Here is a 23,913-nt window from a genome sequence, read left to right as displayed (position 1 = left end):
CAGATGCTGGTTGATATCAAAAATCTGCAGATCAGCTTTGAAACGCGCACCAGTCGTTTCGACGCCGTGCGCGGGATCTCCCTTCAGCTCGGTCGTGAAAAACTGGGCATCGTGGGCGAAAGTGGTTCGGGTAAATCTTTGACCGCGCGAGCCCTCATGAAACTGCTGCCGCCAATCGCTGAAGTGAAGGCCGACAAGCTTTCATTCGATGGCATCGACATTCTGTCAGCCACCGAGCGCGGTATGCGTCAGATACGTGGCAAGCGTGCAGGCTTCATCCTTCAGGACCCCAAATATTCGCTTAATCCGGTCAAAACCATCGGCGTGCAGGTAGCCGAAGCGTGGCGTACCCATAAAGGTGGTAGCAAGCGTCAAGCGATGGATGCCGCGGTTGATCTTCTCGATCAGGTCATGATCCGCAATCCGCGTGAAGTGGCAAAGCTTTACCCGCACGAAGTTTCTGGTGGCATGGGGCAGCGTGTCATGATCGCCATGATGCTTGCGCCCGATCCGGAACTGCTCATCGCCGATGAACCAACATCGGCATTGGACGCCACTGTGCAGGCGGAAATTCTGCGCCTGATTGATGACCTGGTCTCTAAGCGTGGAATGGGACTTCTCCTCATCAGCCACGATCTGCCACTCGTGTCGCATTTCTGCGACCGCGTCATGGTCATGTATATGGGCCGGGTCATGGAGGAATTGAAAGCTTCCGAGCTTGTGCGCGCAGAGCATCCCTATACGAAGGGACTTCTCAATTGCATTCCGTCGCTCACACACCCCCGCGATCGGTTGCCGGTTCTCAATCGTGAAGAAAGCTGGCTGAACTCATGATAGTTATTGATCAACTCCGCATCAGCTTCAATGAACGTGAAGTCGTCAAGGGTGTATCCTTCAATGTCGAGAAGGGGGGAAGCTTTGGCATTGTTGGGGAAAGCGGCTCCGGCAAATCGACCATCCTGCGTGCAATGGCTGGCCTCAACGAACAATGGGGCGGCCGTATTGCGTTCGATGGCAAGGACGTTGCCCAAAAGCGTACGCCCACTTTTTTCCGTCAGGTGCAAATGGTTTTTCAGGATCCGTTTGGATCGCTGCATCCACGTCAGACTATTGATCGCATCCTGAGCGAGCTTCTGCTGGTTCATGGGACCGGAAATATAGACAAGCGTATTGAAAAGGTGCTTGACGAAGTCGCGTTGCCCAAGGCAGCACGTTTTCGTTTTCCGCATCAGCTTTCAGGCGGCCAACGCCAGCGCGTAGCAATTGCTCGCGCTCTGATTGCGGAGCCGGAGGTGTTGCTACTGGATGAGCCGACATCGGCGCTTGATGTCTCGGTACAAGCTGAAATTCTTAATCTTCTCGCGGACTTGCGCGCGGAAAAGAATCTCACTTATGTGCTGGTGAGCCACAATCTCGCGGTGATCGCACACCTCTGCCCACAGGTTGGGGTTATGCAGCATGGTGAGCTGGTGGAGCAACTTAGCGCCGAGGATTTGCGTGCCGGGCGAACGGCACACCCGCATACCACAGAATTGCGCGCCCTAAGCGTCAATCTGGAAGAACCTGCCTGACGGAGTTTTCATGTCAACGCGTGCAGACTGGAATGCGGCGTCGCTTGCCGCGAAAGTCTTTTCGAGAAGCTGGGCCAAGGATGAACCGGGCGGCGTCATTATTGGATTCGATCCTGATGGCGTGAAGTTTGCCTATGCGGGCGGGCTCGAAAGCCTGTCTACCGGCGTGCCGTTCACGGCCAATACGGTCGTTCGCTATGCGTCAGTCACGAAACATGCATTCTGTGCGATGGTTCTCAAGCATAGTGACGTTATCGGCCTTGATGATCGGCTGGGCGATCATCTGCCAGAGTTACAAAGCCCGCTTGCGGATGTCACGGTCGGTCGCGCGCTGGACATGACGGGTGGTCTGCCAGATACACGGGAATGCCTGACACTTTTGGGGCTGTCCGTTTATACGGAGACGGACTCCGATCAGCTTCTGGATTATCTGGCCTCACTCAACCGCCTCAATTTCGATGCGGGATCGGAAATTTCCTATTCCAACACAGGCTATCGTCTGGTGGAAGCTGTGCTGGAGCGGAAGGGGTTTCGTTTCAATGATTTCGTGAAGTCGGATATTGCTGCACCTCTCGATGTTTTCATGGAAGCACCGGATGTCTGGAATGATCCGGTTGTAGGTCTTGTTCCCGGTTACTGGAAATCCGGTGAGAAGTGGCAACTCAGTTCCGCTGGCCTGCATATTTCGGCATCTGGTAGCCTGGCCGGCAGTGGCATGGCGCTGACCAAATGGGCGCAGGCGCTCGTCAATGGCGAGGATCCTTTCAAAGGCTTGCTCGATAAGCTGTCAGCCGATCGCCATCTTGCTGACGGACGGATGACCGGTTACGGGCTTGGATTGCGGTGGAACGAAGTGGCTGGCAAGCGCTTTGTTGGACATGGTGGCTCGCATCCTGGCTACAAGAGCTACTTTTTGCTCGATCCAGCCGCGAAAACCGGCATGATTGTTGTTTCAAATCGTGAAGACGCCAACACTTATAAGATGGCGCGCGATTGCATGGCCGCACTCAACGATTTGTCGCTGCCGGAGACCAACTGTACGATTCCTGATGGGCTGTATGTGACGGATAGCGGGCCGTTCTGGCTCGAAATGCGCAACGGTATAGCCAACTGGCTTGATTCCGAGGATACGCTTTACGATATCGGCGATGGCTGGTTTTCCTCCTTGTCATCATCGTCTCCGGTTGAACTTCGTTGGACAGGTGTTGAGCTGGAAGGCGAAATTGGCTATGTGCCTCGTCGATTGAAGCCAGTGGCACCGAACCCGGTGTGCAAGGAACTCGACGGCCATTGGCGGGCATCGCCTTATGGCGCGAGTTTTGATATCAAGGACGGGCATTTGATCATGGGCATAGGCCCCACGCGTCGTGCTATGCCGTTGGAAAATCTCGGCGGGGGGCGTGCGCTCTTCACGTTGCAGGACGGTCCCTGGACCAAGCGCGTCTGTTTGCATAAACTGGATGATAATCGTGTTGAACTGGTTTTAAGCCGCAGCAGGATGATTGAATACGTCCGTTAAATTTGGACATCCGAACGTTATAAATGCGGCGGAAGGGTGACCTTACCGCCGCATCTTGCATTGTGATAACTTTCGGCAACTGATTCCGAATGTGAGGTGATGTGATGCTGGAACGGATGATCGATCAAGGTGTAGGTCGGGAGCCGGCCGACATCGTGCTCAAGGGCGGGCGCTTCTTCGATCTCGTAACCGGTGAGCTTGTCGAAAGTGACATTGCAATCTGCGGTGACCGGATTGTTGGAACTTTCGGCAACTATCAGGGCAACCATGAAATCGATATTTCGGGCCGCATCGTCGTGCCGGGATTTATCGATACGCATCTTCATATCGAATCCTCGCATGTCACGCCGCATGAATTCGACCGCTGCGTGCTGCCGCAGGGTATAACGACTGCTATTTGCGATCCGCACGAGATCGCCAATGTGCTGGGTGCAGAAGGCATCAAGTTCTTTCTCGACAGTGCGCTTGAAACGGTAATGGATATCCGCGTGCAGCTTTCAAGCTGCGTCCCGGCCACGCATATGGAAACATCCGGCGCTGAACTTCTAATCGATGATCTGCTTCCTTTTTCCAATCATCCCAAGGTAATCGGTCTTGCCGAATTCATGAATTTTCCGGGTGTCCTGGCAAAAGATCCCGAGTGCATGGCGAAGCTTGAGGCATTTCAGGGCAGGCATATCGACGGCCACGCGCCACTTCTGCGTGGACTTGATCTCAACGGCTATATTTCAGCAGGCATTCGCACTGAGCATGAGGCGACGAGTGCGGAAGAGGCGCTCGAAAAGATGCGCAAGGGTATGCATGTGCTGGTGCGTGAGGGGTCCGTTTCCAAGGATCTGAAAGCGCTCATGCCGATCATTACCGAGCGGCATGCGCAGTTCTTGGCACTATGCACGGATGATCGTAATCCGCTCGATATCGCCGATCAGGGTCACCTCGATTACCTTATCCGTACGGCTATTGCAGGCGGCGTGGAGCCGGTTGCCATTTATCGCGCTGCCAGCGTCTCTGCAGCGCGCGCTTTCGGCTTTTTCGATCGCGGTCTAGTTGCTCCGGGCCAGCGCGCTGATCTCGTTGTGGTGGACAGTCTTGAAGGTTGCCATGCTGAAATCGTGCTGTCTGCGGGCAGGGTGGTTTCCGAGGATTTGTTTGCGACCCGCAACACCGTTGCTCCTGTTGGGCGCAACAGCGTCAAGGCGCCCAAAGTCAGCGCATCCAGCTTCCGCTCTCATTCCAATAGCGGAAAAACACGTGCTATCGGCATCATTCCCGGCAAGATTATAACGAAAAGCCTCGAATTCGATCTTAAGGTTGGACTGAATGGCGTTGAGCCGGATTTTGAAAAAGATGTCGTCAAGATTGCTGTTGTCGAACGTCATGGCAAGAATGGGAATATTGCTACCGGCTTCGTGCATGGTTTTGGGTTGAAAGCAGGCGCAATCGCTTCAACCGTCAGTCATGACAGCCATAATATCTGCGTGATTGGCACTTCAGACGAAGATATTGCTGCAGCTGCCAACCGATTGGGCGAAATTGAAGGTGGTTTCGTCGTCGTGCGAGATGGCAAGGTGTTGGCTGAAATGTCTTTACCTATTGCAGGATTGATGAGCGTCGAGCCATACGAAACTGTCCGCGACCAGCTTCGTATCCTGCGGCACGCAGCCGAAGAACTGGGTTCAGTTCTGGAGGAGCCATTCTTGCAACTGGCCTTCATTGCCTTACCTGTGATCCCGCATCTCAAGATTACCGACCGCGGCCTCGTAGACGTTGACAAATTCGAGTTCGTTGGCAACTGATCAATGCAAGCCGCCAACACCGAGCAGTTCTTCGACAATCTGCTGGTTTTCGGCGAGTTCTGCTGACGTGCCAGACCATGCGATGCGCCCACGTTCCAGTATGATGACGTGATCGGCAAAGTCGAGTGCGCTCTGGATGCGTTGTTCGACAAGCAGGATCGTCATGTCACCCTTCTGCGCCAGTGTCGAGAAAGCAGCCATCAGCTCTTCGCAGATGACAGGAGCGAGTCCTTCCAGCGGTTCATCGAGCAGCAGCACCGACGGCTGTCCGAGAATGCTGCGCGCGGTGGAAAGCATTTGTTGCTCGCCGCCGGAAAGCTGCGATCCAAGATTACGGCGTCGCTCCTTCAGGCGCGGAAACATTACATAGGCTTCGTCAAGCACATCCTTTGGCCGGTTCTTGAGGCCGACGAAGAGGTTTTCTTCGACTGTGAGCGTCGGAAAAACATCGCGGGTTTGCGGTACATAGCCAAGACCGGCAATTGCGCGCGCGGCTGATGGAAGCGTGGCAATATTCTTGCCATCCAGCAGAATTTCACCGCCATAACGGCGGGTTTGACCTGCGATGGTAGCCAGGAGACTGGTCTTACCGACGCCGTTGCGGCCCAGAATGGCAAGTCGCGATCCCGGTTCCGCCTTGAGCGAGACGTCCTCGATGACACGGGTTGGGCCGTAACCGGAGGAGAGATTGCGGACTTCAATTGAGGCGGCACTCATTGCGCATAGCTCCCGAGATAGGCTTCGCGGACACGGGTATCTTGCACCACATCTTCCGGCAATCCGTCGAAAATAACTGTTCCGGCGGCGAGTACGACGACCCGTTTTGCAAAGCGGAAAACGAGGTCCATATCGTGCTCGATCATGAGTACTGCCAGATCGGCCGGTAATCGGTCGAGAGCTTCTTCAATGCGACTCGTGTCGCTCTGCGGAACACCCGCGGCAGGTTCATCAAGCAGCAGCACTTGGGGACGCAGTGCCAAAGCAAGGGCAATTTCCAGAAGCCGCTGTTGGCCATATGCGATCTCGCTTACCCGCAATTGTGCGAGCGGCAGCAGGCCCAGCGTGCCGAGAATATCGCGTGTTTCGTCCAGAATATCCGGCATCTTGCGATAATTGCCGAGAATGCGGCCTGTTTTTCCCTCGCGCTGAAGGATGGCGAGCGCCACGTGCTCTTCCGGTGTCATGTCAAAGAAGAGACGAGTAACCTGAAAGGAGCGCACCAGTCCTCGTCTGACGCGCTGCATGGCATTGAGCTTCGAGACATTCTCGCCACCGAGCGTCACCGTGCCGGACGTGGCTGGAAGATTACCGGTCACCAGATTGACGAAAGTGGTCTTGCCCGCACCGTTAGGACCAATGAGTGCGACACGGTCGCCTTTCGCCAGGCTAAGCGATACATCGTTCGTGACCGCCAGACCGCCGAAATTCTTGCGCAGTTTCGTTACTTCAAACACGGTGCTCATTTGCGATGCGCCTTCTTTTCGAAGTAATAGGCTACAGTTCCGTACAGCCCGCGCGGGGTGAACAAGACCACTGCGATCAGAAGTGCACCGACCATCGTGAGCCAATGGAACGGATTAGCTGCGGACACTAGGTCTTCGAACCACATGAAGACAACCGTGCCTATCAGCCCACCGAAGAGCGATCCTGTCCCTCCCAGAACCAGCATGACAAGTGCTTCCGCTGACATGGTGAAGCTGAGGCTATCGAGGCCCACGACCTGAGTGGAGATTGCGTTGAGCGCGCCACCGACACCGGCAACCGCACCGGAAATAACATACATGCGAAGCTGCGCACCTTGCACCGAAGCACCCATCGCATGGACGCGGACTGGGTCCTCTTTCACACCCCGGCATAGCATGCCGAAGGGTGAACGTACGACATAACGCAGGAAGATGAACGAAACGAGCAGCAGGACTACGGAGTAGATATAGACTGTGTGTCCGTAAAGATCGAACTCGAATATGCCGAAGATCGGATCGGGAGAAATGCCGCTCAGCCCGTCACTGCCGCCGGTCCAGCTTGATGCCTTGTTTGCAGCTTCGTGGAACAGATGGACAACGGCAATCGATAAGACGAGTTGAGCGAGACCGTGGGCGCGCAGAATGACTGTTCCGGAAACAAGCCCGGTGATAGCACCCGCAACAAGGCCGATAAGCGTCATCAGGATCGGGTCGTTTATGCCGAAATGGGCGGCGGCAATACCGGCACCATAAGCGCCTGCGCCGAACAGGGCAGCGTGACCAAGCGTTGCTATACCACAATAGCCTGTCACGAGATCGAGAGACAAGACGAGGAGGGCGATTGCAATGATACGTGTCAGCAGCGCAAGATTGTCGGGGAACAGAAACCAGCCGACGATACTAGCCGCAATAATGGCCGCAATACCAATGAAACCTGCATAAGAATGACGGCTATGGGAGAGAGTGTGTGTCATATCGGTCATTTCCGAGCCAGCCTTCCTGCAAGACCGCGCGGGAACAAAGTAACAATGACGATCACCGCCAGATAAAAGAAGAACTCACCATATTCCGGGGCCAGGTAACGGCCAGTTGTATCAATTGCGCCGAGCAGGAGGCAGGCAATCAGCGCACCGGGTATGGAACCTGCACCGCCGACTGAGACGACAACCAGAAATGTCACCATGTAGCGGAGTACATAATAGGGTTCTACCGGCAGAAGTTCAGCGCCGACAACGCCGCCGAAAGCTGCGAGCCCGATGGCAAGCGCAAAGCTGATGGCGTAAACGACTTCCGTTCGCACGCCGAGGGCTGCGGCCATGTTGGCATTGTCGACAGCAGCACGCAGTTTTACGCCGAAGCCAGTGCGTTCAATGATATACCAGAGACCAAGGGCTACCGCGAATCCGCACCCGATTGCAAAGATGCGATGCTTGGCAATTGCCCGAAAGCCTAGATCGACCGATCCGCGCAACATTTCTGGCAAAGGAATGGTTTTCAACGTCGGTCCGAATATGTAGTTGGTGAGGCCGATGATGCAGAAAGTGATACCGATGGTCATCAGCACCTGTGTTAGTTCAGGCGCTCCATAAATGCGTCGATAGAGCAATCTTTCCACGGGAACGGCGATGATCATCGTGCCGATAACGGCGATGATGATTGCAAAGCCGTAATTGAGACTAAGCTGCTGGGCTGCATAGGATGCGAAATAGCCGCCGATCATTGCAAATGCGCCGTGAGCGAGGTTGACGACGCGCATCAGGCCCATGGTGACCGAAAGGCCAATAGAAATGACGAAAAGCACCATGCCATAGGCGAGAGCATCGACGGCAATGCTAAGCACAGTCTGCATTGAGTGGTCCTGTTAGGCGTATCCCGAAAAGCAGGAAAGGGCTTTCGGGGTAAGCGTTAAAATAAGCGGTTATGAGCCATGAGCGAGCACGCTTTATGCCTGTCCGGGCATTCAAGGTGCGTCAATTCTTGAATACCAGGGCTATTGGGCTTTTAGACCGGGATCACCCTGTTTCTCGAAGGTCTGGATTTCCTTGTTATAGTAAGTACCGTCATCAGCCTTGGCCACTTCGCGCAGATAGATGTTCTGCGTCATATGGCGGCTTTCGGGGTCGATGGATACGGGGCCGCGAGGGCTGATCCATTCCATGCCTTTCACGGCCTCTACTGCTTTTTCAGCATCTTTTTCACCGCCAGTCGCTTCGATCATCTTGTAGATGACATGCATACCGTCATAAGCGCCGACCGAAGGGAAGGACAATTCTACAGGATTGCCGATAGCCTTTCGAGCTTCCTCGACAAACTTCTTGTTCTCTGGCGAGTCATGCGAAACCGCGTAGTGGAAAGTCGTAAGGACACCGAGAGCATTTTCTCCGAGGGCCGGAAGATCGGATTCCTGTGTCAGATCACCAGGAGCGAAAAGCTGGATGCCCGAACCTTTCAATCCGTTGTCGACATAAGATTTCATGAAGCCGAGGGTGGTTGGTCCGGATGGCAGAAAAGCAAATACGCCTTGCGCGCCGGAGTCTTTGATACGCTGCATGATCGGGCTGAAATCATTCGTAGCGAGCGGCATTCGAATAGCTTCGACCACTTCGCCCCCAGCCTCTGTGAACGCCGCCTTGAAAGCGTTTTCCGCATCTACGCCCGGTCCATAATCGCTCACAACCGAGATGACTTTCTTCACCCCTTTGTCGAGTGCGACCTTTGCAATCGGGGTTGACGTTTGCCATGTGGTGAACGACGTGCGCACCACATAAGGGCTTTTCGTTACGATGGAAGAGGTGGCGGCATTCATGACCACCATTGGCACATTGCCTTGTTTGAGAATGGGTGTAACCGCCATGGCGTCAGGTGTGAAGTAAAAGCCAGCGAGATATTGCACGCCTTCCTTGACCACGAGTTCCTGTGCTAGCGCCTTGGACTGCGCTGGGTCGGCTTGCGGCACGTCACGATAAACGATCTCGACGGTGTCATCGCCGATCTTGTTGCTGTGCTCGGTCATATAGGCGTCGATGCCTGCCTTGAAGTTCTTGCCCTGAAGGGCAAACGGACCTGAAAATGGACCAATGACGCCGACCTTCACCACATCGGCATAAGCTTCAGATGCCGTGAGTGAAAAGACCGCAAGCGCGGCTAATGTGATTTTATTCATGTTCTCCTCCCTATCGCCCACCATTCCCGCGCGTGACCGTCTCGTCGCAATACGGAATGTCCTGATTTCAGCATGCCTATCTAATTGGTCATGTAAAATGAAAAATTCCTTATAAATGATACTCAGGTGGTTATATATCGGAAGGGTGTTTGTTTCCGATCCGAACGATCTTATCAATCAAAATGGAAGCAATATTGAGAGCGCCGCCTGCTGATGCCACGATTTGCGGCAGGATCAGCCATTCAAGCATCCAGGCCGCACCCGAACGCTCCTGTTCATGCACCATTGCTTGATGCAAACCACCCATCTGGACAGCGTTGAAACGAGCAAGGCTTACCAAGGTTTCTGCCGCTACCGGATTTTGCTTATGAGGCATGGCGGACGATCCACCGCCGCCTGTAAACGACAGTTCCGCGCCAAGTTCAGCCAAGAGCGCAATATCTTGCCCGAACTTTCCAAGAGTACCCGTGATGAGCGAAAGCAGGTTGCCAAATTCGACTATGAAAGCCCGCTGGCTATGCCATTGCGGGCTATCGTGCAATCCAAGCTTATCAGCCAGCAGGGCACGCAGAGTCGGCGCCTGGTTTGCGAATTTTTCAAGCGTTCCGGCTGCTCCTCCGAACTGCACGGGAAAAACGATGGTATTCAGTTTTGCACCGTAAGCGCCGAGCGGACGTTTCCAGCTTGCGACACGGTCCGATACGGTTATTGGCATAGCGGGCTGCATACGTGTATAGCCGGTCAGGGTATTCTTTCCAAACGTCGCATCAAGCCGGTCGAAACGCTGCGTGAGTTGCTGAATTCGCCTATAGAGAATTGTACTTGTACGCTTCAACCGCAAAATCAGGCTTGTATCGATGACATCCTGGCTCGTCGCGCCGAAATGAACATATTTGCCATAATCCGTTCCGACAGTTAGGCGCAGTTCCTTCACGAATGAAGGGATGACAACGCCATCCCGCGCAGTCGCTTTTGCCAAATCGGATAGATTGGGCTCAAATGTATCTATGGCTTGACTGATTGCTCGTCCCGCTTCGACGGGTATGAGACCCAAGCTGGCTTGAGCATCGGCCAGAGCCGCTTCGAAGCGCAGCATTTCCATGATATCAGCTGCTGCTGTGAAAAGGCTTAATATCTCTTCGTCGTCGCCGAAAAGCTGTGCCAGCAATGGATGTTCAAAGACAGAGATGCTCATGCGTCAAATATCGAAAAAGACGGTTTCTTTCTCGCCCTGCAAGTGAATATCGAAGTGATAGACGTTTTCCTCGCGCTGACCGATCAGGGTTTGCACCCTGCTGAGATGTTCGATGCGGGCAAGAATAGGGTCCTCTGCATTGGCATCGGCTTCATCTGAAAAATACATCCGCGTTTGCAAACCGAGATTAATACCGCGGGCCACGATCCACAAGGTGACGTGCGGAGCCATGGGGCGTCCATCTTTGAAAAGAACGCGACCGGGCTTGATAGTCTCAAAGGTGAACTCACCTGTGTCCATATGGCTCGGACATCGACCCCAGCCGCGAAAAGCAGGGTCGGCCTTTCCGCAGGTTTCGGAAGGGCTGTTATAGAGGCCCTTCGCATCAGCCTGCCAAATTTCGATGAGCGCATCACGAAGCGGCGCGCCCATTCCGTCAATCACATGGCCCTTGATCGTGATGCGTTCGCCAACTGCTTTCTCATCATAAAGAGGTCCGGAACCGAGATCCTGCTCAAATACATCACTGATGCCGACAAAATTGGGCGTTAGTCCGATATGAACATAAGGGCCCGCTGTCTGGGAGGCCGTTTCTTTCAGATAGTCGAGAGGTTGCACCATATCAGTTGCCCTCCGGGCGATTTTCAAAGACGGTCGAACGGCGTCCACGTAACACGATGTCGAACTTGTAAGCGAGCATATCCATCGGCAAACTAGCGTTCATGTCCAGAGGTGCTACCAGCCGCTCGACAGCCGATTTATCCGGAATAGTTTTGACGATCGGGCAAATCCAGATCAGCGGGTCGCCCTCGAAATACATCTGGGTGATAAGGCGCTGCGCAAAACCATGACCGAAAACAGAAAAATGGATGTGCGCTGGGCGCCAGTCATTCACGCCATTCGGCCATGGGTATGGACCGGGCTTGATGGTTTTGAACCAGTAATAACCATTTTCATCCGTAATCGTGCGGCCGACACCGCCAAAGTTGGGATCGATAGCTGCGAGATAGGTTTCTTTCTTGTGACGATAACGCCCGCCAGCATTGGCTTGCCAGAACTCCAACAATGCGCCTGGAACAGGACGGTTGCTTTCATCCAGAACGCGGCCATGAACAAGGATGCGCGGACCTATCGGCATTTCGCCGGAACGCGCATAGTTGAGGATGAGGTCGTTATCCAGTTCATGCAGCATATTGTGCCCAAATACCGGGCCTGTGATTTCGCTTTTGGTGCCTTCGAGCGAAAGCAGCGCGCGGGTAGGCGAGCGGAGGACAGATGTCTTGTACCATGGCGTATAAGCCGGCGGATGCATGGATAGATCTCTCGCAAAGAATGGAGTTGTCTCCGGCAGACTGTTCTTCATTTCTCAGCCTCCTCTGCTTCCATCTGCAAATAGGTCTGCTTGGCGATCTTGAATGCGTGGTTCGATGCCGGAACCCCCGCATAGATTGCGACATGCATCAATGCTTCGCAGATGTCCTCCTTTGTCGCGCCTGTATTTTTTGTGGCCCGTATATGCATTGCGACTTCGTCGTCTTGGCCGAGCGCCGCAAGGAGCGCTATCGTCACGATGGAACGTTCCCTTTTGGTCCAGCCAGGCCGTGACCAGACGGTTCCCCATGCGGCTTCCGTTATAAGCTCCTGAAACGGTGCATCAAGCTCAGTCACACCGTTCGAAACGCGATCCACATGGGTGTCACCCAGAACCGAACGACGTACATTCATGCCGATCTTATAGCGTTCCGACTGCACGGCATTATCAGCCATGGTTATTCTCCATGCTCAAATCTGTTTGAAAGAAAATTACGCAACAGCGTGACGTAGGCATCGGGCTGTTCAACGCAGGGGATATGGCCGCTTGCTGCGATTTCTGAGAAGTCTGCTCCTGGAATGAGGCTCGCTAATTCGCGCACAAGGGTGGGTGGCGTGGAGCCATCCTGATCGCCGACCAGACAAAGTGTCGGCACCGAAATATGCTTGGCTACTTCGGTTAAGTCAGCTTCACGTAGCGCAGCACAGGTGGCCATATAGCCGCTGAGTGGTTGCCGAACGAACATATTGCAATAGGCCCGATAGGCAGGATTATCTGGGCGCCGATAAGCCGGGGTGAACCAGCGTGGCATTGTCGTGTCGAGGATGCTTGCGAGACCGTCCTGCTGAATAGCAGCTATACGCGCATCCCACATTTCTGCGGTGCCGATTTTATGCGCGGTATTTGACAGTATGAGCCCAGTCACAAGGTCAGGTCGTGCTGCATAAATACTCTGCGCAATAAGTCCACCGACAGAAAGGCCGCAAATGATCGCCCGCTTTATCGACAGCCTCTCGAACAGGCCAATGAGATCCGCAGCGAGCAGTTTGATTGTATAGGGAGTATTTCCGATATCGGAAAGGCCGTGACCGCGCTTGTCATAAACGAGTGTCGATGTGTCGTTGTGCAGACGCGTGCGAACTTCATCCCATATGCGGAAATCGGTTCCAAGCGAATTGATGAAAACCAGAACGGGTTTTTCGTCTGCTACCCGTTGAAAATCATAATGAACAACGATGTCGTTTAGGGATGCAAATTGCACGGCTTTCTCCTCCCGCCTACCACTGTCGTTCTTTAAAATGGTTAAGTAAAATGATATTATTGCCTTAAATCATAACTGTAGGGTTATAAATAAATGATTGGGAATAGGGTCAAGTTTCGTCATCTGCATACGTTTGTTGAAGTGGCGCGACAGAAAAGTGTAGTCAAAGCCTCCGAAATCCTGAGCATCAGCCAGCCGGCTGTGACCAAGACGATGCGCGAGCTGGAGGAAATTTTAGGTGTTCCTGTAGTGGAACGCGAGGGTCGCGGCATAAGGATAACGCGGTTTGGTGAAGTATTCCTGCGCCATGCGGGGACGGCGCTGACGGCATTGCGGCAAGGGCTGGATTCCGTGTCGCAAGAATTGGATGGATCGGGACCACCCATCCGTATCGGTGCATTGCCGACAGTCTCGACCCGCATTATGCCGAAAGCGATGAGCCTGTTCCTTAAGGAGCAAACCTCCAGCCGCGTCAAAATCGTTACGGGAGAGAATGCTATACTTCTGGAACAATTGCGGGTTGGGGAGCTGGATCTGGTTGTCGGTCGGCTCGCTGCACCAGAAAAGATGACCGGGTTTTCATTCGAGCATCTTTATTCGGAGCAGGTTCGGTTTCTGGTCCGAGCCGGGCACCCTCTAACAGATGGACGCGCGGTCTTTGAGCACTTGGCTGGTTATCCAGTTTTGATGCCGACGCGTAATTCAATCATTCGCCCATTCGTGGATCGGTTGCTGATTACAAACGGTATAGGTGTCTTGCCTGTTCAGATTGAGACCGTATCCGATGCTTTCGGACGCGCCTTCATCCGCGACAGTGATGCTGTATGGATTATCTCGGAGGGCGTTGTGGCCAGAGATGTTTCCGAAGGCAAGCTCGTCGCACTTCCTATCGATACAAGCGAGACGACAGGACCGGTAGGGCTCACGATGCGCACGGAGATGATTCAAACAGCTGCCATGCAGATTATGATCCAGACATTACGCGAGGCTGCGGGTTTGAAGTCTTAGAGCCTGAATCAAAAAGTGGCAGGCCGTGGCGAAAATGGTGATTTTCGAGTACCGGAGCGCAATGTACTTAAGGTACATGAGCACCGGAACGCAGATAAACGCCATTTACAGACCGGCATGGCGACTTTTGGAACAGGCTCTTAAGCAACGCGGTCAGCTACCCGAATGGGGTGGCTGACCGCGCTGGATGCGAGAAGTTCTGGCCGGAACTTCTCGCCGGGGGTCTAAAGGTAATTTGAATTCTACATCAATTCTAAAATAAAGCATCAGTTTTATTGAATAAAGTAACAATAATGTTGGGTATAATCATTTTATATTAGCCCTTTCTTAATTGTTGCAGATGCCGTCAAAACGGTAATCCAACATAATTTTCCGCAAGCGCGGTAGAAGCAGCTTCGGAATTGCAGAAATATTCAAGTTCTGCTTCCTGCACCTTCTGGTCAAACGGAACCATATCCGGGAACCGGTGCAACATCTTGGTCATGGACCATGAAAAGCGCTCGGCCTTCCAGATACGAGCAAGTGCATTGGCTGAATAGGCGTCGATACCGGCTTCGGACTTTTCCAGATAGAACTCTCTCAATCCTTCATAAAGATAGTGAACGTCACTTGCAGCGAGGTTAAGCCCTTTTGCCCCCGTCGGAGGAACAATATGTGCGGCATCTCCAACAAGGAACAGCCGCCCGAAACGCATCGGTTCGGCCACGAAGGAACGTAAGGGGGCAATCGACTTTTCGAAAGACGCTCCGATTAGCATGGTTTCGGCATGATGTGCTGGTAGACGTCGCCGCAGTTCATCATAAAAGCGCTGATCGCTCCAGTCTTCGATTTTTTCATCCAGCGAACATTGGATATAGTAGCGGCTGCGCGTGAGAGAACGCATCGAGCAAAGCGCGAAGCCACGTTCGTGGTTGGCATAGATCAGTTCGTGAGCGACCGGCGGAATATCGGCCAATATACCGAGCCAGCCGAAGGGATAAACCTTTTCGAAAATGTCGATTGCCTTGTTCGGTACAGATTTGCGGCTTATGCCGTGATATCCGTCGCATCCGGCGATGAAGTCGCAATCGATACGATGGGTTTTCCCGTCTTTTTCGTAGGTGACGTACGGCGATACCGTATCGAAATCGTGCGGTGTTACATTGGAGGCTTCGTAAATGCTGGCAGTGTTCGCCTTTCGCCGTTCATCCATAAGATCATGCGCCATTTCGGTCTGACCATAGACCGTAACGCGCTTACCGGTCAGCTTGTACAGATCGATACGATGATCCTGCCTGTCAAAGGCGAGTGAGAAGCCGTCATGCGGTAGCCCTTCGACGTGGAGGCGCACCGACGCTCCGGCTTCATCCATCAGATTGACCGTGCCTTCTTCCAAGACGCCGGCGCGCACTCGCCCTAGGATATAATCCGCGCTGACGCGATCCAGTACGACATTGTCTATCCCGGCTTTCGTCAAAAGTTGGCCGAGGAGCAGGCCAGATGGGCCTGATCCGATAATTGTGACCTGAGTGCGCATATATTCCTCCCGATGCAAGTCCCCTCTATTCTTTAGCGAACCTCCAATCTGGCAATGGATAATTCCGCCCATTTATTGTACAAATCGAACATGATCGGAGGGCAAGTGTCGGATAATTTTATTCCAACATACGAGCTTTATGGAGAAGAGAACGAGCTGAAGCCGGATTTCTGGCTACACTGCGAGACGCTTTTCTCTCGATCAAGTTTGCACAATTTCGAGATTTCGCTGCATCGTCATGAGAGCTTCTTTCAGCTTTTATATATTGAAAGCGGTACAGGGCAGGCAAATTTCGATGGTGTCGTCCGCACCTTCCAGACGCCATGCGCTATCCTGGTGCCACCCGGTTTCAATCATGGGTTTGCATTCTCGAGAGATATAATCGGGCATATCGTCACGATTTTGAGCCCTCATATGCCGTTTGTCGGAAAAGGCGCCGGAGGTGCGACGGCGGAATGGTTGATGCAGCCGCAACTCATATCGATGACAGGTGCAAGTGATGAGGAATTGATCCTGCTTTCCTCTCTTCTGCGGCAAGTTCTAGATGAGTTTCACACGAGAAAACCATATAAAAACAGCTTGCTGGAATCTCTGGTTCAAGCTGTATTTGTTTATATTATGCGGTATGCATATTCTTCAAATCCCGCGAAGCAAGAAGACCGCCAGATATATGGGCATGCTCGAATCGAACGCTTGCAGGAATTGATTGACCGATATTATCGAGAACACAAGCCCGTTTCGTTCTATGCGAAATTACTGGGTATTTCATCGACGCATCTCAACCGGACTGTCAAACAGTTGACGGGAGCAACGACACAAGACATGATTGTAAAAAGGCTGATTGAGACGGCCAAACGCGATTTGATAGCTATGCCATCGTCTGTGCAGCATATCGCCTACAGTCTTGGATTTTCAGATCCCGCATATTTCTCACGGTTTTTCCTGAAAATGACAGGAGAGACCCCGCGTTCGTTCCGCTTGAAAGCACGCGAAAATCTGGCGGATCAGACTGCATCGCCACAAGATTAAATTGGATTTTTCGGTCTCAAGAGTTTATCTCAGCAAGCCGCGTAAATCCGACTGGACTTGAAGCATCTCAGGTAACAAGCGTTCCACCAGAACACTTGCTTCAAGATGAGCTACAGGCACCCCGATGTTGAGCGCTGCGGCCACCAAACCCTTATGATTGAAGATAGGAACTGCGATGGAGCGCAGTCCGAGCTCCAGTTCCTGATCGTTGATTGCATAACCTTGACCACGAATAATGGAGAGTTCTGCCATGAGTGAGCAAATTTCCACTTTCGTAAATGGCGTCAACGCTTTCCGTTCAGTACGCTCCAGAAGCGCCTGTGCCTCCGCTTCATGAAGCCAAGCCAGAAGTACGCGCCCCATCGAAGCGCAGTAGGCTGGAAGCCTGCTTCCAGCCATCAGGTTGATGGACATCACACGCATTTGTGAGGCGCGTGCGATGTAAACGATTTCCGTTCCATCCAAAACGGATGCGGACGCACTCTCTCCGACGGCATCGGAGAGCCGGTCCAGATGAGGCTGGATGATAGTCGGCAATGGCGTTGAAGAGAGATAAGCATGTCCGAGACGAAGTATTTTCGGCAAAAGCATGAAAAACTTGCCATCATATTCGGCGTAACCAAGCTCAGCGAGTGTCAGCAGGCAGCGCCGCGCCGTTGCCCGATCCAGACCCGTAATCTTTGAAACGTCCGATATCGAAAGACGCGGCTGGTCTTCCCCGAACGCTTCAATGACCTTGAGCCCTTTGGCAAAGCCGCCGATGAAATCTGTTTCACGCATGAATTTTCCTCAACTAGATAATAGTTTGTGCGATAATTGAACAAATGTCAAATATCGCACAAACTGTTTGACCCATTTCAGATGAAGTGGCTAACTCCAGCACGATTGAGGCCGGAAATGTTCAGGCGCGAGACTCGCTCGTTCCGGTAAGGAGGTGAAATGGACAAGACAATCGCAAGTCTGGCGGAATCTGTTGCCGGAATATGTGACGGTGCAACCGTCATGATCGGTGGATTTGGCGGCTCTGGTGCGCCAATCGAACTCATCCATGCCCTGATTGATAAGGGCCCCAAGAACCTGACGGTCATCAACAACAATGCAGGCAATGGGCGTATCGGTATTGCGGCCATGATCGATGCGGGGATGGTTCGCAAGATGATCTGCTCGTTCCCTCGGTCTTCAGATCCGCGTGCTTTCACGGACAAATATATTGCCGGTGAAATCGAGCTCGAACTCGTGCCGCAAGGAACTCTCGCTGAGCGTATCCGGGCAGGCGGTGCTGGTATTCCCGCTTTCTATACACCAACGGCCTATGGCACCGAGCTTGCCGAAGGCAAGCTCATAACCGAGTTCGATGGGCGACCTTACGTGCAGGAACGCTGGCTGAAAGCTGACTTCGCGCTTATCAAAGCGCATCTTGGGGATACACACGGCAATCTGACCTATCGCATGGCAGCACGGAATTTCAATCCGCTCATGTGCATGGCTGCGGCCAGGACAATCGTGCAGGTATCTGAAATCGTTCCGCTCGGTGGCATCGAACCGGAAAACGTCATCACACCAGGCATTTTCGTGGACAGTGTTGTTGAAGTCGCAAATCCACAACAGGAAGAAGAACTCATTCGGGCGGGAGCGACCTACGCATGATTATCGACACTCATGAGGATATCAAGCTGTCCAATGCGCAGATCGCATGGCGCGCCGCACAGGATATTCAGGACGGAGCCTATGTAAATCTTGGAATTGGCTTTCCAGAAATGGTTGCTCGATATCAGCCGGAAGGACGCGAAGCAATTTTTCATACCGAGAACGGCATTCTGGATTTTGGTGAGGCGCCACCCGAAGGTGAGGAAGATTGGGACCTTATCAATGCTGGCAAGAAGGCCGTCACGCTGAAGCCCGGTGCAGCCTTTTTTCATCATGCCGACAGCTTTGCAATGGTTCGTGGTGGGCATCTGGATGTTGCGATTCTCGGAGCCTACCAAGTTGCCCAGAACGGCGATCTCGCAAACTGGCGGGTGGGCGCCAAAGGTGTGCCAGCGGTCGGCGGCGCGATGGACCTTGTTCATGGCGCGAAACAGGTCGTTGTCATAACAGAGCATATGACCAAGAAAGGCGAGCCAAAGCTGGTCGAACAGTGCACTTTTCCGCTAACCGGCGTCGCATGTATTACTCGCATCTATACCAGTCATGCGGTGATCGACATCGACAAGGGGCGTTTCGTGCTGCGCGAAAAACTGGCTGCCATAACACTTGATGAACTTCAGGCCATGACTGGCGCGAAGCTTCATATTGATGGCCCAGTTGCCGATCTCGTTGTTCCCGAATTGTGAGACCCTGCCATGAGTGAAGCCTATATCTGCGATTATATCCGCACTCCCATTGGTCGTTATGGCGGCGTGCTTTCATCTGTGCGTGCTGATGATCTCGGGGCCATTCCACTGAGAGCGCTTATGGAGCGTAACGGTTCCGTCGATTGGGAAGCCGTCGATGATGTGATTTTCGGCTCGGCCAATCAGGCGGGGGAAGACAACCGCAACGTTGCACGTATGTCGTTGCTTCTGGCCGGATTGCCAGTAGGAGTATCGGGAACGACGATTAACCGTCTTTGCGGTTCCGGAATGGATGCAGTCATAACAGCTGCACGGGCTATCAAGTCTGATGAGGCAGAGTTGCTCGTCGCTGGTGGTGTGGAAAGCATGAGCCGTGCTCCCTTCGTCATGCCGAAGGCTGACAGCGCATTTTCACGCAAGGCGGAAATTTTCGATACGACGATCGGTTGGCGGTTCATCAATCCCCTGATGAAAAGGCAATACGGCATCGATTCCATGCCGGAAACGGGTGAAAATGTCGCCGAAGATTTTGCCGTCTCACGGCAAGATCAGGATGCTTTTGCACTTCGCAGCCAGGAAAAGGCGGCTGTCGCGCAAGCCAATGGACGCCTTACAAAGGAAATCGTGCCTGTCACGATTCCGCAACGCAAGGGTGATCCGGTCTTGATCGATAAGGATGAACACCCACGTTCCACCAGCTTGGAAGCGCTTGCAAAGCTTGGTACGCCCTTCCGCGAAGACGGTACCGTGACAGCAGGCAACGCTTCCGGCGTCAATGATGGAGCGGCAGCACTCCTCATCGCGTCTGAAGCCGCCATCAAGAAATACGGCCTCACACCCATTGCCCGTATTATTGGCGGTGCCACGGCGGGCGTTCCTCCACGTATTATGGGGTTTGGTCCAGCTCCCGCGACAAAAAAGCTTTCTGCACGCATCGGTGTGGCGCCTGAAGCATTCGATGTGATCGAACTGAATGAAGCGTTTGCATCGCAGGGGCTTGCAGTGTTGCGCGACCTTGGAATTGCCGACGATGACAAGCGCGTCAATCCGAACGGTGGCGCGATTGCGCTCGGGCATCCGCTCGGCATGTCGGGCGCGCGTATTGCGGGCACGGCAGCACTCGAACTCTCGCTCAACGGCGGAAAATATGCTCTCGCAACGATGTGCATCGGTGTGGGGCAGGGAATTGCCGTCGCATTGGAACGTGCTTGAAATAAATGAAGATCAGATCCGGGTGTTTTCGCCCGGATCTATCAATATTTGACAGGGCGGATACTACTTTTGCATCGTTGAGCGACTACAATATTGCCCGCGTCTATCGATCAAGTTAGCATGACCTCATTACAACAACGGCGGGGATAACCCGTCGAACCAAAATGGGGAACATGTCGATGAAAATTGCTAGCCTAGCCCTGATGGGTGGACTCTTCGCAACAGCATTTTATACGAGCTCCGCTGCCGCCCGCGACTTGACCGTCGTTTCCTGGGGTGGGAACTATCAGGACGCCCAACGTGAAATTTACTTTAAGCCTTTTTCCGAGAAGACCAGCAAGCCTTTGCTGGATGAATCCTGGGATGGTGGTTACGGCGTCGTTCAGGCGAAGGTGAAAGCAGGAAAACCTAACTGGGATGTCGTGCAGGTAGAGGCTGAAGAACTCGCTCTCGGTTGTGCGGACGGTCTTTACGAGAAGATTGACTGGGACAAGGTTGGCGGCAAGGATAAGTTCCTCGACAGTGCGGTCAATGATTGCGGCGTGGGTGCGATCGTGTGGTCGACGGCAATTGCCTATAATGCCGACAAGCTGAAAGATGGCCCGCAGTCCTGGGCTGATTTCTGGGATGTGAAGAAGTTTCCAGGCAAGCGCTCGTTGCGCAAGGGTGCCAAGTATACGCTTGAATTCGCGCTCCTCGCCGATGGGGTCAGCAAGGATGAAGTTTATGACGTGCTCTCGACACCGGAAGGAGTGGATCGCGCATTCAAGAAACTTGATGAATTGAAGCCGAACATTGTCTGGTGGGAAGCGGGGGCACAACCGCTGCAATTGCTGGCTTCGGACGAAGTTGTGATGGCTTCGGCCTATAATGGACGCATCACGGGCATAAACAGGAGCGAAGGCAAGAACTTCAAGGTGGTCTGGCCGGGCAGCATTTATGCTGTCGATAGCTGGGTGATCCTGAAAGATGCCGAGAACAAGGATGCGGGGCTGGATTTCATTGCTTTTGCCAGCCAGCCTGACAATCAGGTGAAATTGCCGAAATATGTCGCTTACGGTCTGCCGAACAAGGAGGCTGCAAGCAAGGTGCCTGCAGAATTCGCATCGGATCTTCCAACGGCGGAAGCCAATTTGAACGACGCTCTTCCGCTCAACGTCGATTTCTGGATCGATAATTCCGAAGAGTTGACGAAGCGCTTCAACGCCTGGCTGGCGCAATAATTCACAGTCATAGCCCCGTCGGTGCAATATCGGCGGGGTTTCCCTGTTTTCCGGAAGATGGAGTGATTCATTGACGGACTGCCGCATCCGCTTCGAGAATATCAGCAAATCCTACGGTGATTTCAAAGTCATAGATGGTCTGAACCTCGATATCGATCGAGGTGAATTCGTGAGTCTTCTTGGCCCTTCCGGTTCAGGCAAGACGACGCTTTTGATGATGCTTGCCGGTTTTGAAAGTCCAAGCAGTGGAGCAATCCATGTGGATGGCAGGGCAATCAATACGGTTCCTTCGTACAAGCGCAATATGGGCGTGGTCTTTCAGAACTATGCTCTGTTTCCGCATATGACAGTTGGCGAGAATGTCGCCTTTCCGCTTCAGATGCGAGGTATCGGAAAAGCCGAGACCGGCAAGCTGGTGGATAAGGTGCTCGATATGGTGCAGCTCTCCACAATGCGCGAACGTAAGCCATCGCAACTCTCCGGTGGGCAACAACAGCGCGTGGCGCTTGCCCGTGCACTGGTTTTTGAACCGGATGTGGTCTTGATGGATGAACCGCTCGGTGCGCTTGACAAGCAGCTGCGTGAGCAGATGCAACTCGACATTCGTGCGCTGCACAGCCGGTTGGGATTGACGATTGTTTTCGTGACTCATGACCAAAGCGAAGCGCTGACCATGTCGGATCGGATTGCTGTTTTCAACAAAGGAAAAATTGAACAGATAGGAACACCGCGTGCGATCTATGACGAGCCGCAGACGCGGTTCGTCGCCGAATTTATTGGCGAAACTAATCTTGCTGAAGGGACAATCGAACGGGTGGAAGGCACCAACGCTTTTATTCGCTTGGAGGATGGGGGGATCCTAACCGCATCATCAAAGGGAACGCTGGCGACGGGACAGAAAGTTCTCCTGTCCATCCGGCCTGAGCGCATTGAACTGAGCCGCGAGGGGGCTTCAGACAATATTCTTAAGACGCGCGTGATTGATAGCGTTTATCAAGGGGATCATCTCCGTATCCAGCTTGACGGTAACGCTCATGATTTTATCGTGCGCCTCGACAGGAAAGCGCGCGAATGGGCGCCCGGAACGGATGTTGTGGCCGGATTCAGTGCTGCTGATTGTTGGACCATCGCAATATGACGCTCCTCTCAGGCAAAACTGTCCAAGCGATGTTTTTGATCGCGCCTCTGCTTGTTTTCATCGTCTTGTTTTTTCTGTGGCCACTTGGTGTCATGATGACACAGGCCGTTTCCGATACGGCGGTTTTGCGTGTTCTTCCTCGAACTGCTGAAGTCGTAAGCATGTGGGATGGGCAATCAGGACCATCGGCGGATATGAAACAGGCTTTTGTGGCGGACCTGAAGGCATCGACCGACCAGCAGGCTGTAGGCGATATGGTTCGCCGTTTGAACAGTGCTCAATCGGGTTTTCGGACACTGATGAGTAAAACACTTTCAGCCATCGAGAAGGGCGATCCTGTTCCAGATATTGAAACGATTGACAAGCGATGGAGCAAGCCGGAATTCTGGCAGGCAATTGCAAATGCGCTTTCTCCGACGACTGATCGCAATCTGCTTGCGGCTGTGGATATGGAGCGTGACGCGTCCGGAGAGATTGTTTCGATGGCGCCCGGCACATCGGCCAATCGGGCGATCATGCTGCGCACTTTCTGGATCGCCGCGCTGGTGACAATGGCCTGTGCAGCGATCGGCTATCCCTATGCTGTGCTGCTTGCATCATCCAAGGGCTGGGTCAGAAACGTGCTTTTTGCGGCTGTTTTACTACCACTCTGGACCTCATTGCTGGTGCGAACTGCTGCCTGGTTCATCCTTCTGCAGGATAAGGGGCTCATCAACGATATGCTGATCTGGCTTGGTATTACCGATGCACCTTTCCCCTTGATTTTTAACAGAGCCGGTGTGGTGATAGCCATGACCCATGTGCTTTTACCATTCATGGTCCTTCCTATTTATAGCGTACTTGTATCGATCCCAGGGAATCTAATGCCCGCCGCTGCATCTCTTGGTGCACCGCCGTGGAGAGCTTTCCTGCGAGTACTGCTGCCGTTGAGTATGCGCGGCATCCTGTCCGGAATGCTGCTCGTGTTCATGAGTGCCATTGGCTACTACATCACACCAGCATTGATTGGTGGGCCGAGCGACCAGATGATAAGCTCGATCATTGCCTATTACGCAACCGGTTCGGCCAACTGGGGTATGGCTGGCGCATTAGGGCTCGTGCTACTCGTCGCCTGTCTCGTACTCTATGCCGTTTACGGACGGCTCACCGCCGATGAGCAAGGGAGAGCGTGACG

General features: G+C 53.3%; 23 protein-coding genes and 2 pseudogenes. 12 read left to right on the top strand and 13 right to left on the bottom strand.

Features of this window, described 5'->3' with window-relative positions; translation table 11 throughout:
- Positions 1 to 3 precede the first annotated feature (3 nt).
- The 4 genes and pseudogenes from JNC70_RS00760 (at position 4) to ade (ending at position 4,886) form a co-directional block, all read left to right on the top strand.
- Complete coding sequence (locus JNC70_RS00760) at positions 4 to 834, top strand: ABC transporter ATP-binding protein (RefSeq protein ID WP_104754906.1); 831 nt, start codon at positions 4 to 6, stop codon at positions 832 to 834.
- Positions 831 to 1,571, top strand: coding sequence for an ABC transporter ATP-binding protein (locus JNC70_RS00755; RefSeq protein ID WP_104754907.1), 741 nt, complete (start codon positions 831 to 833; stop codon positions 1,569 to 1,571). The genes JNC70_RS00760 and JNC70_RS00755 overlap by 4 nt, the downstream gene beginning before the upstream one ends.
- A 10-nt stretch (positions 1,572 to 1,581) precedes the next feature.
- A complete protein-coding gene (locus JNC70_RS00750) occupies positions 1,582 to 3,090 on the top strand; it encodes a serine hydrolase domain-containing protein (RefSeq protein WP_104754908.1) in 1,509 nt (502 codons plus the stop codon).
- 52 nt (positions 3,091 to 3,142) lie between these two features.
- Positions 3,143 to 4,886 (top strand): annotated as a pseudogene (gene ade / locus JNC70_RS00745) (adenine deaminase).
- Here the strand turns inward: ade and JNC70_RS00740 are convergent.
- The 10 genes from JNC70_RS00740 to pcaD all read right to left on the bottom strand — a co-directional run bounded on the left by JNC70_RS00740 (position 4,887) and on the right by pcaD (position 13,280).
- On the bottom strand, positions 4,887 to 5,603 hold the full coding sequence (locus tag JNC70_RS00740; protein WP_104754910.1) for an ABC transporter ATP-binding protein: 717 nt from the start codon (positions 5,601 to 5,603) through the stop codon (positions 4,887 to 4,889).
- Positions 5,600 to 6,349, bottom strand: a complete 750-nt coding sequence (locus JNC70_RS00735) for an ABC transporter ATP-binding protein (protein WP_104754911.1) — start codon at positions 6,347 to 6,349, stop codon at positions 5,600 to 5,602. The genes JNC70_RS00740 and JNC70_RS00735 overlap by 4 nt, the downstream gene beginning before the upstream one ends.
- On the bottom strand, positions 6,346 to 7,332 hold the full coding sequence (locus tag JNC70_RS00730) for a branched-chain amino acid ABC transporter permease (protein WP_104754912.1): 987 nt from the start codon (positions 7,330 to 7,332) through the stop codon (positions 6,346 to 6,348). Before JNC70_RS00730 ends, JNC70_RS00735 begins: the two co-directional genes overlap by 4 nt.
- On the bottom strand, positions 7,329 to 8,198 hold the full coding sequence (locus JNC70_RS00725) for a branched-chain amino acid ABC transporter permease (protein WP_104754913.1): 870 nt from the start codon (positions 8,196 to 8,198) through the stop codon (positions 7,329 to 7,331). The genes JNC70_RS00730 and JNC70_RS00725 overlap by 4 nt, the downstream gene beginning before the upstream one ends.
- A 141-nt stretch (positions 8,199 to 8,339) precedes the next feature.
- Entirely contained in the window at positions 8,340 to 9,512 is a 1,173-nt protein-coding gene (locus tag JNC70_RS00720; protein WP_104754914.1) for an ABC transporter substrate-binding protein, read from the bottom strand.
- 130 nt (positions 9,513 to 9,642) lie between these two features.
- Complete coding sequence (locus JNC70_RS00715) at positions 9,643 to 10,707, bottom strand: 3-carboxy-cis,cis-muconate cycloisomerase (RefSeq protein WP_104754915.1); 1,065 nt, start codon at positions 10,705 to 10,707, stop codon at positions 9,643 to 9,645.
- A gap of 3 nt (positions 10,708 to 10,710) precedes the next feature.
- The gene (gene pcaG, locus JNC70_RS00710) at positions 10,711 to 11,328 is read right to left on the bottom strand and encodes a protocatechuate 3,4-dioxygenase subunit alpha (protein WP_104754916.1); all 618 of its coding nucleotides are present in this window, start codon (positions 11,326 to 11,328) and stop codon (positions 10,711 to 10,713) included.
- A 1-nt stretch (position 11,329) separates the two neighbouring features.
- Positions 11,330 to 12,070 carry a protocatechuate 3,4-dioxygenase subunit beta gene (pcaH, locus tag JNC70_RS00705; RefSeq protein WP_104754917.1) on the bottom strand — a complete coding sequence of 247 codons (741 nt, stop codon included), beginning with the start codon at positions 12,068 to 12,070 and terminating at the stop codon, positions 11,330 to 11,332.
- Positions 12,067 to 12,474: a 4-carboxymuconolactone decarboxylase gene (gene pcaC / locus JNC70_RS00700; protein WP_104754918.1), complete on the bottom strand. Its 408-nt coding sequence runs from the start codon at positions 12,472 to 12,474 to the stop codon at positions 12,067 to 12,069. The genes pcaH and pcaC overlap by 4 nt, the downstream gene beginning before the upstream one ends.
- A 2-nt stretch (positions 12,475 to 12,476) precedes the next feature.
- On the bottom strand, positions 12,477 to 13,280 hold the full coding sequence (gene pcaD, locus JNC70_RS00695; protein WP_104754919.1) for a 3-oxoadipate enol-lactonase: 804 nt from the start codon (positions 13,278 to 13,280) through the stop codon (positions 12,477 to 12,479).
- Positions 13,281 to 13,373: 93 nt separating this feature from the next.
- Between pcaD and pcaQ the strand changes: the two genes are divergently transcribed.
- Complete coding sequence (gene pcaQ / locus JNC70_RS00690; RefSeq protein ID WP_104754920.1) at positions 13,374 to 14,288, top strand: pca operon transcription factor PcaQ; 915 nt, start codon at positions 13,374 to 13,376, stop codon at positions 14,286 to 14,288.
- Here the strand turns inward: pcaQ and JNC70_RS00685 are convergent.
- Positions 14,283 to 14,393 (bottom strand): annotated as a pseudogene (locus tag JNC70_RS00685) (flagellar basal body P-ring protein FlgI); the annotation flags it as partial. The gene pcaQ and the pseudogene JNC70_RS00685 overlap by 6 nt on opposite strands.
- A gap of 241 nt (positions 14,394 to 14,634) precedes the next feature.
- Positions 14,635 to 15,804, bottom strand: coding sequence for a 4-hydroxybenzoate 3-monooxygenase (gene pobA / locus JNC70_RS00680; RefSeq protein ID WP_104754921.1), 1,170 nt, complete (start codon positions 15,802 to 15,804; stop codon positions 14,635 to 14,637).
- 90 nt (positions 15,805 to 15,894) lie between these two features.
- Between pobA and JNC70_RS00675 the strand changes: the two genes are divergently transcribed.
- Complete coding sequence (locus tag JNC70_RS00675; RefSeq protein ID WP_104754922.1) at positions 15,895 to 16,833, top strand: helix-turn-helix domain-containing protein; 939 nt, start codon at positions 15,895 to 15,897, stop codon at positions 16,831 to 16,833.
- Between the two features lie 24 nt (positions 16,834 to 16,857).
- Here the strand turns inward: JNC70_RS00675 and JNC70_RS00670 are convergent, their stop codons facing one another.
- Complete coding sequence (locus JNC70_RS00670) at positions 16,858 to 17,613, bottom strand: IclR family transcriptional regulator (RefSeq protein WP_104754923.1); 756 nt, start codon at positions 17,611 to 17,613, stop codon at positions 16,858 to 16,860.
- A 159-nt stretch (positions 17,614 to 17,772) separates the two neighbouring features.
- On the opposite strand from JNC70_RS00670, the gene JNC70_RS00665 reads away from it, so the two are divergent.
- The 6 genes from JNC70_RS00665 to JNC70_RS00640 all read left to right on the top strand — a co-directional run bounded on the left by JNC70_RS00665 (position 17,773) and on the right by JNC70_RS00640 (position 23,911).
- Complete coding sequence (locus tag JNC70_RS00665; RefSeq protein WP_104754924.1) at positions 17,773 to 18,480, top strand: 3-oxoacid CoA-transferase subunit A; 708 nt, start codon at positions 17,773 to 17,775, stop codon at positions 18,478 to 18,480.
- Positions 18,477 to 19,166: a CoA transferase subunit B gene (locus JNC70_RS00660; RefSeq protein ID WP_104754925.1), complete on the top strand. Its 690-nt coding sequence runs from the start codon at positions 18,477 to 18,479 to the stop codon at positions 19,164 to 19,166. Before JNC70_RS00665 ends, JNC70_RS00660 begins: the two co-directional genes overlap by 4 nt.
- A gap of 9 nt (positions 19,167 to 19,175) precedes the next feature.
- Positions 19,176 to 20,378 (top strand): 3-oxoadipyl-CoA thiolase, encoded by a 1,203-nt coding sequence (pcaF, locus tag JNC70_RS00655; protein WP_104754926.1) that lies wholly within the window; start codon positions 19,176 to 19,178, stop codon positions 20,376 to 20,378.
- 179 nt (positions 20,379 to 20,557) lie between these two features.
- A complete protein-coding gene (locus JNC70_RS00650; RefSeq protein WP_104754927.1) occupies positions 20,558 to 21,601 on the top strand; it encodes an ABC transporter substrate-binding protein in 1,044 nt (347 codons plus the stop codon).
- 70 nt (positions 21,602 to 21,671) lie between these two features.
- Positions 21,672 to 22,739 (top strand): ABC transporter ATP-binding protein, encoded by a 1,068-nt coding sequence (locus JNC70_RS00645; RefSeq protein WP_104754928.1) that lies wholly within the window; start codon positions 21,672 to 21,674, stop codon positions 22,737 to 22,739.
- Entirely contained in the window at positions 22,736 to 23,911 is a 1,176-nt protein-coding gene (locus tag JNC70_RS00640; RefSeq protein WP_104754949.1) for an ABC transporter permease, read from the top strand. Before JNC70_RS00645 ends, JNC70_RS00640 begins: the two co-directional genes overlap by 4 nt.
- Positions 23,912 to 23,913: the final 2 nt, after the last annotated feature.

The sequence above is a fragment of the Brucella oryzae genome (assembly GCF_041929965.1).
In the GTDB taxonomy this organism is placed as follows: Bacteria; Pseudomonadota; Alphaproteobacteria; order Rhizobiales; family Rhizobiaceae; genus Brucella; species Brucella oryzae.
This window is presented reverse-complemented; position numbering and strand designations above follow the sequence as displayed.